Origin of the sequence: Curtobacterium sp. MMLR14_002 (genome assembly GCF_001864975.1) — a bacterium.
GTDB classification, from domain to species: Bacteria; Actinomycetota; Actinomycetes; order Actinomycetales; family Microbacteriaceae; genus Curtobacterium; species Curtobacterium flaccumfaciens.
The window spans coordinates 1-15,026 of sequence record NZ_MJGT01000066.1 but is presented as its reverse complement, the minus strand read 5'-3'; the positions used below and the strand labels follow the sequence as shown (position 1 = coordinate 15,026).

The window sequence follows — 15,026 nt, the reverse complement described above, 5'->3', positions numbered from 1 at the left end:
CGTGCCTCCCGTCCGTCAGGTGGTCGCGTTGACGGCCCGTGCGCGGTTCCGTCTCCGGTGCGAGGGCACGTTCGTCGCACCGACTACGGAACCTCGCACCACACCGCGCGCGGCGCGTGGCGCGCCGCGTCAGCGCTCCGGCTGCTCCGTCGCGGGCCCGTCGTCCGCTGCCGGTCGCGCGTCGAGGCTCGGGTCGACCGCAGGGTCGGCCGAGATCGACTCGGGCCGCACCGGGAAGTCCTCGAGCGCGCCCGCGCCCACCGTCGGTGCCGCGGTTCCGCGGCCGCCGCGCACGCGGTTCTTCACCGCGGCCCAGGGGCGGCCGAGGCCGGACCGTGCCGGACGCTCGGTCGGTGCCTCGACCTCGAGGCCGTAGTAGGCGCCGACGTGCTCGAGCAACACCTCGCGCTCGGCCTTGTCGTAGGCACGGCGCTCACGGGTGAAGGCGATGATCGTCGACCAACAGGTGAGCAGCAGGACGATGCTGAACGGCAACGCGGTCGTGATCGCCGCCGTCTTCAGGGCGTTCAGTCCACCGCTGAGCAGCAGGGCGACGGCGAGCAGCGCAGCGACACCGGCGAAGAAGACCCGCAGCCAGTTCTTCGGCTCGATGTCACCCCCCGACGCGATCATCGCCATCACGAGCGACCCGGAGTCCGACGAGGTCACGAAGAACACGCCGATGAGCAGGATCGCGCCGTAGGTCAGGACCATGCCGGCGGGCAGGTCGCCGAGGACCGCGAACAGCGAGCCCTCGATGTCGACCGAGCCGTCCGAGCCGATCAGGCCACCCGAACCGTCGGTCTGGCGGTGGATCGCGGTGCCACCGAGGACGGCGAACCACAGGAACGTGAGAGCGGTCGGCACCAGCAGGACACCGAACACGAACTGGCGGACCGTGCGGCCCTTGGAGATGCGGGCGATGAAGACACCGACGAACGGGGCCCACGACATCCACCAGCCCCAGTAGAAGGTGGTCCAGGCGCCCTGCCAGGCCTCGCCCTCGGCGCCCTGCTGCGCGGTGACGTTGAACGACAGGCCGACGATGTTCTGCAGGTAGGAGCCGATCGACTGCACGAAGTCACGCAGCAGGAACTGCGTCGGGCCGACGATGAGCACGAACAGCAGCAGCGCGGCGGCGAGCAGCAGGTTGAAGTTCGACAGGATCTTCATGCCCTTGGTCACACCGGTGACGAGCGAGACGATCGTGACGGCGGTGATCACCGCGATGATGGCGATCTGGCTGACGATGCTGCTCTCGGCGATGCCGGCGCTCTCGAGTCCGGCACCGATCTGGATGACGCCGAGGCCGAGCGAGGTCGCCACACCGAACAGCGTGCCGACCAGGGCGATGACGTCGATCAGGTTGCCCCAGCCGCCGCGGACGCGGTTGCCGAGCAGCGGTTCGAGGGCCCAGCGGATCGACACCGGGCGACCCCGGCGGTGGATCGCGTACGCCAGGGCCAGGCCGAGGACGACGTAGATCGCCCACGCGTGCAGGCCCCAGTGCAGGAACGTCTGGGTCAGTGCCTGCTGCGCGAGCTCCTTCTCGGTGCCGGTGACGCCGGGGCGCGGGGAGGCGAAGTGGCTGAGGGGCTCGGACACGCCGTAGAAGACGAGGCCGATGCCCATGCCGGCGGCGAAGAGCAGTGCGAACCACGAACCGGTCGAGAACTCGGGCTCGTCCTGGTCCTTGCCGAGCTTGATGTCACCGAAGCGGCTGAAGCCGACGAACAGCGAGAAGCCGACGAAGAACGCGGCGATCAGCACGTAGTACCAGCTGAAGTTCTTGACGATGCCGTCCTGCAGACCGAGGAACAGCGCCTCGGCGGTGGAGGGGGAGATCAGGGTGAAGGCCACGAACCCCAGCACGATGACGGCGGCGGGCCAGAACACCCACCGCCGCAACTGCGGTGTCGTGGTCACGGGTCCGGGCAGGGGAGGAGTGGTGCTTGCCATGCAGTCCATGGTGCCTGCTCGCGTTCCTGTGTGTTCGCCCAGGCGTGTCGTGGGCGCTGCCGTGGTGCGCCCCCGGCGCGCTCCGTGCGAGGTTCCGCACTCGGTGCGGCGCTCCGGCCCTCGCACGGAGTGCGCAACCTCGCACCAAGCGGCGGCGCGCGGCGGTGGACGCGCTGCGCGGCGGACGGGAGGCGCGGGGCGGGCTGGCACCGTGCCTCCCGTCCGTGGGGCGCACTGACCACTGCCACATGCGATTACAACGTTGACGTACGCTTTACAGCGCTGTAAACAGGAGCCTGCGCGACGATGCGCGACGAGGGAGAGACCCGATGGTGGGAAGCAGGACCGCAACACTCCAGGCGGCGGTGAGCCGGCGGGGGTTCCTCGCGGGCGCGGCCGGTGGCATCGCACTCGGCACGATGGCGCTCGCCGGGTGCGCGACTCCGGGGCGTGCCGCCGGTGGAGCCACGACGCTCCGCTTCTACGAGCAGAAGCAGGAGGTCATCGCGTACTTCGACAAGCTGCTGCGGAAGTTCGAGGGGGAGCACACCGGCTTGTCGGTCGTGCACGACAGCACGGCGGCCATCGCCCCGCAGTTCGTCCGCGGTGAACCGGCGGACGTCGGCTGCTTCAACGACAACCTCGAGCTCGCCCGGTACATCTCGCGCGGCGTGCTCAGCGACCTCGGTGACCTGCCGTCGGCGGCGCGGGTCCGCCCGGACATCGACACCCTCACGAACCAGTACGCCAAGTTCGAGGACCGCACGAGCGTGCTGCCGTACTCGCTCGCCGCGGCCGGGGTGATCTACAACAAGCGGATCTTCGCCGAGCACGACCTGCCGGTCCCGACGACGTGGGACGAGTTCGTCGAGGTCTGCCGGACCCTGCAGAAGGCCGGCATCACGCCGATCTACGCCACCGACCGGGACACCTGGACGCTCTGGCAGGGCCTGTTCGACTACTCGGTGGGCAGCCTCGTCGACACCGGCTCGTTCTTCCGCAAGATGAAGGCCCTCGGCGCCGACGTCGGCCCGGACTCCGAGGTGTCGTTCGAGAAGGACTTCGCGGTGCCGATGGAGCGCGCGAAGACCATCTCGTCGTTCTTCAACCGCGACCACGCCACCCGGGCCTACGCCGACGGCAACCTGGCGTTCGGCAAGGGCGAGGCCGCGATGTACCTGCAGGGCCCGTGGGCGCTCGGGCAGATCGCGCTGATCGACGACAAGCTGCCCGTCGGCACCTTCGCCCTGCCGGTGTCGAACGACCCGGCCGACCGCAAGGCCCGGGTCAACATCGACCTCGGGCTCTGGATCCCCACGGCGTCCGAGCACCCGGAGCAGGCGAAGGAGCTCGTCGAGTTCCTCATGCAGCCCGAGGTCATCGACGCCTACAACCGCGACAACCTGGCGTACTCGCCCCGCATCGACGCACCACCGCAGCAGGACGAGCGCCTCGCCGGCCTGCAGCAGTACGTCGACGACGCCGCGTTCTACCAGGGCGCCGGCACCTTCATCCCCACGTCGATCCCGCTCGGCAACTACCTGCAGTCGGCGATCCGGAGCGGGGACTTCACCTCGATGCTGCAGCGGCTCGACTCGGACTGGCGGCGGCTCGCCGGCCGTTCCGCGACGGTCTGAGCCGGACCAGGACACAGGAGCCACCATGACCATGCAGACCCCGCTCTCCCGCGACACCGACCCGGCGACCTCCGGACCGGCGACCGACGCAGCCCGCACGCACCGGCGTGTGGGTTCCCGCGGTGTCGGTTCACTCAGCCGCACCGAGGGCATGTACTACCTGTTCCTCGTGCCGGCCCTCGTGCTGTTCACGGCGTTCGTCGTCGCCCCCGCCTGCGTCGGCGTCTTCTACAGCTTCACCGACTACCTGGGGTTCGGGCAGTGGGACTTCATCGGCGTCGAGAACTACAAGGCGCTCGTCTCCGACCCGGCGATCCTGGCGTCGTACGGCTTCACGCTCGGCTTCGCGGCCGTCACCGTCGTCGTCACGCAGGTCGTCGCGCTGTCCCTGGCGATCGCCCTGGCGAAGAAGATCCGGTTCGCCGCCGGGCTGCGGTCGGTGTTCGTCATCCCGATGGTGATCTCGGGGATCATCGTCGCCTACGTGTTCAACTTCCTGTTCTCGAACACCGTGCCGGCCCTGGCCACGAGCGTCGGTTTCGGCCCGCTCGAGCAGAGCATCCTCGGCGACCCGAACCTCGCCTGGCTCGCGATCGTGATCGTGTCCGCCTGGCAGACCGTGCCCGGCGCGCTCCTCATCTACACGGCGGGCCTGACGTCCATCCCCGAAGAGCTGTACGAGGCCAGTGCGCTCGACGGCGCGACCGGCTGGAAGCAGCTCCGCTCGATCACGCTCCCGCTGCTCGGTGGCTTCATCGTCATCAACACCGTGCTCGGTGTGAAGGGCTACCTCGGCGCCTACGACGTGATCGTCGGTCTGACCAACGGCGGCCCCGGCAGCGCGACGAGCAGCGTCGCGATGACCATCTTCGGCGGCTTCACCGGCGGCGACTACGCCTACCAGATGGCGAACGCGACCGTGTTCTTCATCATCACCGTCCTCATCTCCGTGCTGCAGCTCGCGGCGACCCGCGGAAGGAACCTGCGACTCGCATGACCGCCATCGACACACGACCCCCGACCGACACCCGCGCCGTGACCACCGGCGGCGGCGGACGTTCCGGCCGCGGCCCCCGCCGACGACTGGGCGGCACGAACTGGACGCTGACCGTGGTCCTCGGCCTCGCGTCACTGACCGTGCTCATCCCGCTGTACGTGACGCTCTCGATGGCCTTCAAGACGACCGAGCAGTCCGTCGACGGCAATGCACTCTCGCTGCCGTTCCCGTTCAACCCGGGCTCGTTCGCCGAGGCCTGGCAGCTGACCCGGTTCCCGGTGTCCTTCTCGGTGTCGCTGGGCGTCGCGGCGCTCACCGTCGTCGCGACGCTGCTGCTCAGCTCGTTCGCCTCGTACGCGATCGTCCGGAACTGGCACAAGCGGTTCTTCCGGTACTCGTTCGTCTACCTGCTCGCGGCGATGTTCCTGCCGTTCCCGGTGGTGGCGCTGCCGCAGATCAAGCTGACCGCCGAGATCGGCCTCGACAACCCGATCGGCGTCGGGATCCTGCACGCCATGTTCCAACTGTCGTTCAGCGTGCTGCTCTACTCGGCGTACCTGCGGTCGATCCCGGTCGAACTCGAGGAGAGCGCCCGCATCGACGGGGCGTCCACGTGGCAGATCTTCTGGCGGATCATCCTGCCGCTCCTCGGCCCGATGAACGCGACGGTCGGCATCTTCGCGTTCCTGGCATCGTGGAACGACTTCATGATGCCGTCGCTCATCACGGCGGATCCGGGGTTGCAGACCCTGCCCGTGGTGCAGAACATCTTCCAGAGTCAGTTCGGCACCAACTACAACGTCGCCTTCGCCTCGTACCTGATGGCGATGGCGCCCACGATCATCGTCTACCTGTTCGCGCAGCGCTGGGTCATCAGCGGCGTGACGCAGGGCGCGGTCAAGAGCTGAGAGGCACCACGTGAGCAGCAGCACCACCGGCACCAGCACGACCGGCACCACCGGCGCCGTCCTCCCCACCATCCGTCCGTTCCCGGGTTCGGACCCGGTCGCCCACCCCGCAGCCGTCGTCACCGGCGACCACTGGCGCATCACCGTGCTCGACGCCGGGGCGTTCCGCATCGAGTGGAGCGACGACGGCGGGTTCGAGGACCGGGCGTCGACCTTCGCGATGCGCCGACGCCTGCCCGTGCCGGCGTTCACCGTGGAGCGGACGGCCGCCGCCGACGGCACCGGCACCGCCGCCGGCGTCGTCGTCACCACGGACCGCGCCCGCCTGCGCTACGACGGCCGCCCCTTCAGCCCGAGCGGCCTGGTCGTCGAGACCACCGGTCCGGACGCCAACCGCTGGCGCTGGGGGCAGGAGCCGCGCGACCTCGGCGGCACCGGCCGCACCCTCGACGACGTCGACGGCCGGATGCCGCTCGAGTCGGGGATCCTGGCCCGCGACGGCATCACCGCGCTCGACGACAGCGAGTCGTTCCTGTTCGCGGACGACGGCTGGATCGGCACACGGGTCCCCGGGCGCCGCGACGTCACGGTCTTCGCGTACGGCCGCGACTACGACGCCGCGCTCCGCACGTACCACGCCGTCTCCGGGCCGCCCTCACGGATGCCGCGGTGGGCACTCGGCAACTGGTGGAGCCGGTACCACCCGTACAGCGACACCTCGTACCTCGAGCTGCTGGACCGCTTCGCCGCCGAACACCTGCCGTTCTCGGTCGCCGTCATCGACATGGACTGGCACCGGGTGGACTCGGTCCCGCCGCGCTTCGGCAACGGCTGGACGGGGTACTCCTGGGAGCCGTCGCTGTTCCCGGACCCCGAGGCCTTCCTCGCCGAGCTGCACCGCCGGGGGATGCGCACGACGCTGAACCTGCACCCGGCAGACGGCGTGCGGGCGTTCGAGGACGCCTACCCCGCGGTGGCGCGGGCGATGGGCGTCGACCCGGAGACCGAGCAGCCGATCCCGTTCGACCCGACGGACCGGCGGTTCCTGCAGGCCTACTTCGAGCAGCTGCACCGCCCGCTCGAGGAGCAGGGAGTCGACTTCTGGTGGATCGACTGGCAGCAGGGTCGTGAGACCGGGCTGCCCGGGGTCGACCCGCTGTGGCTGCTCAACCACTTCCACCTGCTCGACTCGGCGCGACACGCGCCGTCGGGCGGAGACGCAACCGGCGACACGACCGCGGACACCGACACCACCGCGGACGCCGAGACCGACACCGACGCAACCGCGGTCCCGGCCCCCGTCGACGGCATGACCTTCTCGCGCTACGCCGGCCCCGGCAGCCACCGGTACGCCGTCGGGTTCTCCGGCGACGCCGTCGTGTCGTGGGCGTCCCTGGCGTTCCAGCCCGAGTTCACCGCCACCGCCGCCAACATCGGCTACCCCTGGTGGAGCCACGACATCGGCGGCCACACGCGCGGCGTCCGCGACGACGAGCTCGCCACCCGCTGGGTGCAGTTCGGGGTGTTCTCGCCGATCATGCGCCTGCACTCCGCCAACAACCCGTTCATCCGCAAGGAGCCGTGGGCGTTCCCCGCCGAGGCCCGCGCCGCGATGGGGGAGGCACTCCGCTTCCGTCACCGCCTGGTGCCGTACCTGCACACGATGAACCACGGCACCGCCGAGGGCACCGCGCTGGTCCGGCCGCTCTACCACCTGGAGCCGCGCCGCGACGAGGCGTACCGGGTGCCGAACACCTACGCGTTCGGTTCGGAGCTGCTCGTCGCCCCGATCGTGGCGCCGAGCGACCCGGTCAGCCGGCACGGGGTGGCCCGGGCCTGGCTGCCGCCGGGCACCTGGACCGACGTCTTCACCGGCACGGTGTACGCGGGCGACCGGTTCGTCGACCTGCACCGCACGCTCGACACGGTGCCGGTCCTGCTGCGCGCCGGTGGGATCCTGCCGCTCGCCGCGGAGGACCAGCTCGACGCCACCGTCAACCCGACGGCGTTCGAGGTCCTCGTCGCACCGGGTGCGACGGGTGACTTCACCCTGGTCGAGGACCACGAGGGCGAGGGCAGCCGCACCGCCCGGACCCGCCTGACCTGGGACCCAGAGCACGCCGAGTTCCGGGTGCACGCCACCACCGGAGCCCTCGACGTCGTCCCCGCCCACCGCGACTGGCGGATCACGTTCCTCGCCGCACCGGCCGACGGGCAACCGACATCGGCACGCTCGGCCGACCGGTTCTCGGTCGACCTGTCCGTCGATTCGGCGTCGGGCGGATCGGTCACGCTGGTCGGCGCTCCGGTCGTCGGTGTCGACGCGCGGGAGGCCGTGCGGCGGGTCCTCGAGGGCGCGCAGGCCGGCAACCCGGAGAAGCTCGAGGCGTGGGAGGTCGTGGCGAAGGACCTGCCGCGTGCGGACCGCATCGTCGAGCTCGGCACCGTCGGCCTGCCCGACGCCCTGCGGGACGTCGTCGTCGAGCTGCTCGGCAGCGTGCACCCGGGGGAGTCGGCTCCCGCAGGCCGCTGACGGCACGCGACGGGGGGGATTGCGGACGGGCGCGGCACGCTCAGCGGTGTCGCGCCAGCGACACGCGGGCCGCGCCGACCGAGCCTGCGAGGGAGGGGTGGCGGCGCCGCCACGTGACCTGGGGTCGGCCACACTTCGGACGGGAGGCCCGTGGCAGCACCGCCACGGGCCTCCCGTCCGCCGTCAGGCGCCCTGGTGCGCCGCCCGGTCGGACGTGCCGTCCGCGTACGGCGCGCTCTCCCCGACGAGCAGGCGGTGGCCGACCGTGACCAGCCGGCCCGGCACGTCGGAGCCGTCCATCCGCTCGACCAGCAGGTCGAGCGCGGTGTCGGCGAGGGCGACCGTGTCGGGCGCGACGGAGGTCAGGCTCGGCACCAGGCTCGACCCGAGGCCGACCGCGTCCCACCCGACGACGGCGACGTCGCCGGGGGCGTCCAGGCCGCGCAGACGCATCGCCCGGAGCGCCCCGAGTGCAGCCAGGTCGTCGCGGCAGAGCAGACCGTCGACGCGGAGTCCGGCGTCGAGCGCGGCGCCGAAGGCGACCTCGGCACCGGCGGCGTCGCCGACCTCGCGGGGGACCAGCAACGCGTCGTCGAGCGGCAGGCCCGCGGCGACGAGTCCGGCGCGGTAGCCGTCCAGACGCAGTCCGGACGTGCGCGACGACGGGCCGGTCTCGTGCCCGAAGAACCCGACGCGGCGGCAGCCGAGCGCCACGAGGTGCGCGACGGCCTCGGTGGCGGCCCCGGCGTTGTCGATGACGACCTGGTCGGCGTGCGGGGGCCGGACGTCCTCGCCGAGGAACACCACGGCGGTGTCCCCGCGGATCCGGTCGATGGCCTCGGGCGTGAGCACCTGCGGGTGGATCACGACCCCGTCGACCACACCGGCCTCGCGTCCCCGCACCGCTGAGCGTTCACCGTCGGGGTCGCCGCCGGTCTCCTCGAGCAGGAGCTGGTAGCCGCGGTCGGCGCACACCCGGGAGAACACGTGGGCCAGTTCGGCGAAGTACGGACGCCGCAGGTCGGGGAACGCGAAGGCGAGCATGTTCGAGCGTCCGGTCGCCAGGGACCGGCCCGAGACGTTCGGGCGGTACCCGAGCTCGTCGATGGCGGCCTGCACCCGGCTGCGCATCGGGTCGCTGACGTGCTGGTAGCCACGGACGACGTTGGACACGGTCTTCATCGAGACGCCGGCGTGCGCGGCGACGTCCTGCAGCGTGACCTTGCCCATCCGCTCACCGTAGCGGGCGGAGGGGGCCGTGGTTGCTCGTCCGCGGTCGTGCGTCCTCGCCCGCGGTCGGGGTTGCTCGCCCGCGGTCGTCAGGGGACGAGTCGGCGCTGCACGATCGCGCGGGCGACCTCGGAGAGCGGCTCGTGGTGCTCGAGCGCGTACCCACGGATCACCGCGAAGGCGTCCTCGATCGAGACACCGCGCAGGTACGACACGACGCCCTTGGCCTGCTCGATGACCTCGCGCGACCCGATGGTCCGCTGCAGCTGCGCGCGGACGACCTCGTGCTCGCGCAGCGACCGTTCGTGCAGGATGCCGATCGTCGCCACGTCCGCCAGGGCGCGGGCGACGCGCAGGTCCGACTCCGCGAGGGCACCGACGCCGGCCCCGAACAGGTTGAGCGTGCCGATGACGTTGCTCCCCAGCCGGAGCGGGACGGCGTGCACCGACCGGAACCCGAGCGCGAGCGCACCCGTGCGGAACATCGCCCACTCCGCCGGGGCGACCTCGATGTCCGGGCACGTCACGACCCGTCCGGTCGCGAACGAGGTCATGCAGGGGCCGGCCTCGGCGTCGAGCTGCAGCACCTCGACGAGCCGCGTCGCCTCGGAGGTGGAGGCCACGACCTCGAGCTCCTGGTCGTCGTTCGCCAGCAGGATGCCCGCGGCGTCGATGCCGAGCACGTCGGCGCACGTCTCGACCAGGGTCTGCAGCAGTTCCACGACGTCGTAGGCGTCCACCAGGGTGTCGGCGAGCGACGTGAACGTCTCCAGGATCCGGGCTTCTCGGCCTGCCGTCGTCACTGGACCTCCTCGATCAGGTCGCCTCGCTTCTCGAACCGGACCGTGCCGTCGAGGATCTCCTCCGCCACCCGCCGCATCGTCGTCCGGCGGGCGAAGGCGTGGCCCTGCAGCAGCAGGTAGGCGTCCTCGGGGCTGATGTCGAGCTGCGCGAGCACGACCCCGGTGGCCTGGTGCACCACGCGCCGCGACGACGGGCTGCGGTCGAGCAGGGCGTCGTCCTCGTCCGCGATGGAGCGGAGCGCCCGGCGCAGGACCCGGCGGCTGACGGCCGAGGCGAGGGTCATGGCCTGCCGCACGGTGTCGTCCTCGATCGTCGCGGGCTCCGGCACGTACACGTCGACCGCGCCGAGCGGGAACGGCCCGAAGGCGACCGGGAACGCGAAGACCGCGCCGACGGGTTCGCTCCGGACGGCATCGTTGAAGGCAGGCCACGCGGCGTTCGGACGCTGCACGAGATCCGTCTCCAGCACTGGAGCATCGGTCGCGAGCGCGGCCCAGCAGGGTCCCTCGGACAGGTCGAACTGGATCTCGTCGACGCGAGTGGCGACCTCGTCCGTCGCGGACACGGTTTCGCTCGGGCACAGGTCACCGAAGGTCGAGATCGAGACACCGCCCATCGGCAGCGCGAGCGCGAACGGCCGACTGAGTTCGTCGTCGGCGATCTCTGCCGACCGGAGCGCACGGAGTGCACGCTCGAATGCGTCATCCATGGGCGCCTTCCCTGCCGTCTCTCGATCCTACGCGCTGGTCGGTGTCGGACGATCCGGACGGTGCAGGCACGTTCGGCGGTGGGCCGGCGCGCCAGGCCGGCAGCTCTGCGGGCGGGTACGACCCCTGCTCGTCCTGCACCCGGAGCATCGCGTCCAGGGCCACCAGCGTCACGCCGGAGGTCTCACGCACCACCGTCCGCACCGCGTTGCCGAGCAGGAACGCCATCAGGTCCTCGCTGCCGCCGTCCGGCCGGTAGTCCCGCCACGGACCGGTCCCCGCGCGTTGCAGGGCACCGGCGAGCACCGCCTTCGCGTCGTCGACGTCGACCTCGCAGTCGAGCACCAGGCGGAAGCGCCGCTGGTTCCGGTCCGACAGGCTCGGTGCGCCGTCCTCGTCGTCCTCGGGAACGAAGGACCGCAGCGCCGACGAGGGCGCGATGCCGTACGCCGCACGGAACGCCGCAGCCATCCGGCCCGCGTTGCTGAACTGCCAGCGCTCGGCGATCTCCGCGATCGTCCGCCGGTCCGGCGCACCGGAGGCTTCCTGCAGGTCGCGACGGACACCCTCCAGGCGCACGGCGCGCAGGAAGGTTCCGGGGGACTGCCCGATCTCGGCCTGGAACCGCTTCTGCAGGCTCCGCGGCGACAGCTGCACGGCCGCGGCGACGTCGGCGACGGTGATGTGGGCCGCAGCCTGCTCGTGGACGAACCGCATCGCATCCCGGACCGCACGCGAGAGTCGGGGCGGGCCGTCCTGGGTCGCGCTGCTCCCGTCGCTCATGCGCCGACCGTACGGGACCCGCCGATGGCGCGCTCCCAGGGCACCGATCGAGGCGACGGATGGTCCACCTTGCGCGGTGCGAAGTCAACCCCTGACATGACCGGAATCGTCCTGTCGATACTGAAAGTGTCTCGTGCATCGCGGTCGAAGCGATGCGCCACATCGAACCGACAGGGAGGGCGCGATGGGACACCGCCAGGGATCCACGACCGTGATGACCGAGGCCGCCGTCTGGCAGCAGGTCGTCCACACCGATCGGATCCGTGCGCTCGCCGCGACGGACCCGACGGACATCCGCGTCCAGCCGGTCGACGCCGGGTGCTGGCGGGTGGTCGACGCCGCAGCTGCATGGGGGGACCCCGACATGCTCCTCGGCTTCATCGAGCGCACGGTGGACGGGTTCGACTGCACGCTCATGGCGGCGCTGCACGAGCACGACCGGCGAGCGAGCCTGCAGGACGCCCGCGCCTGGTTCGAACACCGCTGCGGACAGCGCTTCGACGAGGCACCGTGCTGACCGCGGTCCACGGGACCGACGCCGCCCGGACCGTCACCGCGAGGATCGACGCGCAGCGACGCCGCACCGAACGATCCGGTACCGACCGGGCCTTCGCCGCACGCGTGCTCGCCCAGGCCGGGCACGGCCGTGACGTGCGCTTCGACGTCGAGGACGACGCCTTCCGGCTGCCGTTCCGGTTCCGCTACCGGACCCGACGGGACGGTTGCGTGAGCCTCGTCACGGCGTCGGCGACCTCCGGCTTCTCCGGGGTCTTCGAGCCCATCGACCGCATCGTCGTCGGGTGGTCGAGCACCGGAGGTGTCCGCATCGCCGTCGAGGACGGCGTCGTCCTCGAGACCCGCCCGGGCACGCCCGTCCTGATGCCGACGTCCGGGGAGTTCTCGGTGCGCGCCCCGAAGGGCACGCTGCAGCTCGTGAGCATCGACCGGTCGCTCCTCGACCAGGTGCGCTCGTCGCTGGGAGCAGCGTCCGAACTGCCGACGCGGGGTGCCGAGCCCGCCGTCGCTGCCCTCGAACACCTGCGCCGGTGCGTCGAGCAGGTGGCCGTCACCGCGACGCGCGACGGGTTCACGTCCGGTGCCCGGACCGGTGCGCAGGTCGCGCTGGTCGAGGCCGTACTCGGAGCCTTCGGCGTGCGGACGCCCGCGGTCCTCCGCCGTGCGGTGACGCCGTCGACGGTCGAGCTCGCCGAGGCCTACCTCGAAGGACACTGCGAGCGGACGTTGTGCCTGGCCGACATCTGCGACGCCGTGGGCGTGAGCCCGCGGACCCTGCAGACGGCCTTCATGCGGGAGCACGGTGTGTCGCCGATGACGTTCCTGCTGCGGATGCGGCTCGATCGGGTGCGCGCGGCACTGGAGTCCAGCAGCCGGCACGAGACGAGTGTGAGCGAGGCCGCGATGGCCTGGGGCTTCCGGCACCTGGGGCGGTTCTCGGGCACGTACTTCCGTCGGTTCGGGGAGTACCCGGGACAGACGTTGCGCGCATCGTCCGGTCGGTGCGCGGACGGTCCGGAGCGCCACGCGGGCTGAGTTCGTGCACTGCGCAACGTGTTCTGGACACCACGGTGAACACGCAAGTTCGGCCCCTAGGGTCGCCGCAAGCGCAATCGCGTGAACTCCCTCGAACCGGTTGAAGGACCGATCCGTACCGGAAGGCGGTCCACATGACCACCACTCCGCTCGCTCCGGGTTACACCCGCACTCGTCCCGCTACGGGGGCCCGCAAGGGCACCTCGACCTACTCCGCGCTCCTGGCGCAGGTGAAGGAGAACGGCCTCCTGCGCCGTCGTACCGGTTTCTACTGGGCACTGTTCGGCGCACTCGTCGGCAGCCTCGCCCTCACCTGGGTCGCGTTCGCGTTCCTGGGTGACTCGTGGTTCCAGCTGATCGTGGCCGGTGCGCTGGGCGTGCTGTTCACGCAGTTCGCGTTCCTGTCGCACGAAGCCGCGCACCGTCAGGTGTTCGAGTCCCAGAAGTGGAACGACCGCGCGGGCCGCTGGCTCGGTACGTTCCTCGTGGGCCTCAGCTACTCGTGGTGGATGAACAAGCACACCCGTCACCACGGCAACCCGAACACCGTCGGCAAGGACCCCGACATCGCCCCCGACGGCATCCGCTTCCTGCCGGAGGACGCCGCCGCCGTCAAGGGCGGCGCGATGAAGACCTTCATGCGCTTCCAGGGGTGGCTCTTCTTCCCCCTCCTCACGCTCGAGGGCCTGAACCTGCACCGCTACGCCGTGATGTCCATCGTCACCGGCAACGGCACCAAGGCCGACAAGAAGCACCGCCTCATCGAAGGCGCCCTGCTCGTTGCCCGTTTCGCGATCTACCTGACGGTGGTGTTCTGGTTCCTGCCGTTCGGGATGGCGTGTGCGTTCCTCGGGGTGCAGCTGGCCGTGTTCGGCGTGATGATGGGTGCCTCGTTCGCCCCGAACCACAAGGGCATGCCGACGATCGCGCACGACGCGAAGGTCGACTTCTTCTCCCGTCAGGTGCGCACGTCGCGCAACATCCGTGGCGGCTGGTGGGTGTCGTTCCTGATGGGTGGCCTGAACTACCAGGTCGAGCACCACCTGTTCCCGTCGATGCCGCGTCCGGCGCTGAAGCAGGCTCGCCTGCTCGTGCGTGACCACTGCGACACCCTCGACGTGCCGTACACCGAGACCACGCTGCTGCGCTCGTACGGGATCGTCGTCCGGTACCTCAACCGCGTCGGCCTCGCCGCCCGCGACCCCTTCGCGTGCCCCATGGTCGCGCAGCTGCGCATGCACTGACGCCGTGCTGACCGCCATGCCCACGGGCACCGTCAAGTGGTTCGACCACAGCAAGGGGTTCGGCTTCATCCACCCCGACGACGGGTCCCAGGACCTGTTCGCGCACTTCTCCAGCATCGTCGCGGCGACCGGCTCCCGGCCGCTCGCCCAGGACGACCACGTGCAGTACGAGATAGGGCCCGGCAAGAAGGGCCCGCAGGCGGACAACATCTCGATCATCCGCTGATCGGCACCACCACGAGCAACGCCCCGACCGGTCCGGTCGGGGCGTTGCTCGTTGTGCGTGTCGCCGTCGCCGCGGCCGCGGCCGCGGCCGGCCGAGTCTCGCCCCGCTGGGCAGACCGCGCGTCCCGGCACCCGCAGCCTGTCCGCGGAACGGATTCTCGGCGGGGGCCGCCGACCCGGCGCACCACGGGACGGACGGGAGGCCCGGTGCCAGCTGGCACCGTCCCTCCCGGCACGGCCGTCGTGCCGCTGGCGCGTGACGGCGGAACCGGCGGATAGGGCCCACCTCCCATCCGTCGTGCGCCCGGTCCATAGCGGGGGCTGGAAGGTGTTTCGCGCTGAGCGACAGACCACGCGGACGTGAGCACGTGAGGTGTCGCCCAGCCCGTGACGACGGCGCCCCCCCCCCCCGGCCCGGCGTCCGCACATGACGGACGGGAGGCCCGGT

At 71.1% G+C, this 15,026-nt stretch carries 13 protein-coding genes; 8 read left to right on the top strand and 5 right to left on the bottom strand.

The window, feature by feature from the left end; all coding sequences use genetic code 11:
• Positions 1-129: 129 nt before the first annotated feature.
• Positions 130-1,959 (bottom strand): BCCT family transporter, encoded by a 1,830-nt coding sequence (locus BIU91_RS13070; protein ID WP_253183754.1) that lies wholly within the window; start codon positions 1,957-1,959, stop codon positions 130-132.
• Between the two features lie 365 nt (positions 1,960-2,324).
• Here BIU91_RS13070 and BIU91_RS13065 point away from each other — a divergent pair, with 365 nt between their 5' ends.
• Genes BIU91_RS13065 through BIU91_RS13050 form a run of 4 tightly spaced genes read left to right on the top strand, consistent with a single transcriptional unit; the run spans position 2,325 to position 8,034 of the window.
• A complete protein-coding gene (locus tag BIU91_RS13065; RefSeq protein ID WP_084741250.1) occupies positions 2,325-3,596 on the top strand; it encodes an extracellular solute-binding protein in 1,272 nt (423 codons plus the stop codon).
• Positions 3,597-3,621: 25 nt separating this feature from the next.
• On the top strand, positions 3,622-4,593 hold the full coding sequence (locus tag BIU91_RS13060; protein ID WP_071405804.1) for a sugar ABC transporter permease: 972 nt from the start codon (positions 3,622-3,624) through the stop codon (positions 4,591-4,593).
• On the top strand, positions 4,590-5,501 hold the full coding sequence (locus tag BIU91_RS13055; RefSeq protein WP_071405803.1) for a carbohydrate ABC transporter permease: 912 nt from the start codon (positions 4,590-4,592) through the stop codon (positions 5,499-5,501). The genes BIU91_RS13060 and BIU91_RS13055 overlap by 4 nt, the downstream gene beginning before the upstream one ends.
• 10 nt (positions 5,502-5,511) lie before the next feature.
• Positions 5,512-8,034 carry a TIM-barrel domain-containing protein gene (locus tag BIU91_RS13050; protein WP_071405802.1) on the top strand — a complete coding sequence of 841 codons (2,523 nt, stop codon included), beginning with the start codon at positions 5,512-5,514 and terminating at the stop codon, positions 8,032-8,034.
• A gap of 183 nt (positions 8,035-8,217) precedes the next feature.
• On the opposite strand, the gene BIU91_RS13045 is transcribed toward BIU91_RS13050, so the two are convergent.
• The 4 genes from BIU91_RS13045 to BIU91_RS13030 form a co-directional block, all read right to left on the bottom strand.
• Positions 8,218-9,264 carry a LacI family DNA-binding transcriptional regulator gene (locus BIU91_RS13045; protein ID WP_084741248.1) on the bottom strand — a complete coding sequence of 349 codons (1,047 nt, stop codon included), beginning with the start codon at positions 9,262-9,264 and terminating at the stop codon, positions 8,218-8,220.
• A gap of 89 nt (positions 9,265-9,353) precedes the next feature.
• On the bottom strand, positions 9,354-10,067 hold the full coding sequence (locus BIU91_RS13040; protein WP_071405801.1) for a GAF and ANTAR domain-containing protein: 714 nt from the start codon (positions 10,065-10,067) through the stop codon (positions 9,354-9,356).
• On the bottom strand, positions 10,064-10,777 hold the full coding sequence (locus BIU91_RS13035; RefSeq protein ID WP_084741246.1) for a GAF and ANTAR domain-containing protein: 714 nt from the start codon (positions 10,775-10,777) through the stop codon (positions 10,064-10,066). Before BIU91_RS13035 ends, BIU91_RS13040 begins: the two co-directional genes overlap by 4 nt.
• Positions 10,770-11,558 carry a helix-turn-helix transcriptional regulator gene (locus BIU91_RS13030; RefSeq protein ID WP_071405800.1) on the bottom strand — a complete coding sequence of 263 codons (789 nt, stop codon included), beginning with the start codon at positions 11,556-11,558 and terminating at the stop codon, positions 10,770-10,772. Before BIU91_RS13030 ends, BIU91_RS13035 begins: the two co-directional genes overlap by 8 nt.
• Before the next feature lie 184 nt (positions 11,559-11,742).
• Here BIU91_RS13030 and BIU91_RS18945 point away from each other — a divergent pair, with 184 nt between their 5' ends.
• The 4 genes from BIU91_RS18945 to BIU91_RS13010 all read left to right on the top strand — a co-directional run bounded on the left by BIU91_RS18945 (position 11,743) and on the right by BIU91_RS13010 (position 14,579).
• On the top strand, positions 11,743-12,075 hold the full coding sequence (locus tag BIU91_RS18945) for a hypothetical protein (protein ID WP_071405799.1): 333 nt from the start codon (positions 11,743-11,745) through the stop codon (positions 12,073-12,075).
• Entirely contained in the window at positions 12,069-13,109 is a 1,041-nt protein-coding gene (locus tag BIU91_RS13020) for an AraC family transcriptional regulator (RefSeq protein ID WP_071405798.1), read from the top strand. Before BIU91_RS18945 ends, BIU91_RS13020 begins: the two co-directional genes overlap by 7 nt.
• A gap of 134 nt (positions 13,110-13,243) precedes the next feature.
• Entirely contained in the window at positions 13,244-14,353 is a 1,110-nt protein-coding gene (locus tag BIU91_RS13015) for an acyl-CoA desaturase (RefSeq protein WP_071405797.1), read from the top strand.
• A 4-nt stretch (positions 14,354-14,357) separates the two neighbouring features.
• Positions 14,358-14,579, top strand: coding sequence for a cold-shock protein (locus tag BIU91_RS13010; RefSeq protein WP_306789659.1), 222 nt, complete (start codon positions 14,358-14,360; stop codon positions 14,577-14,579).
• The last annotated feature ends 447 nt before the right edge of the window (positions 14,580-15,026 follow it).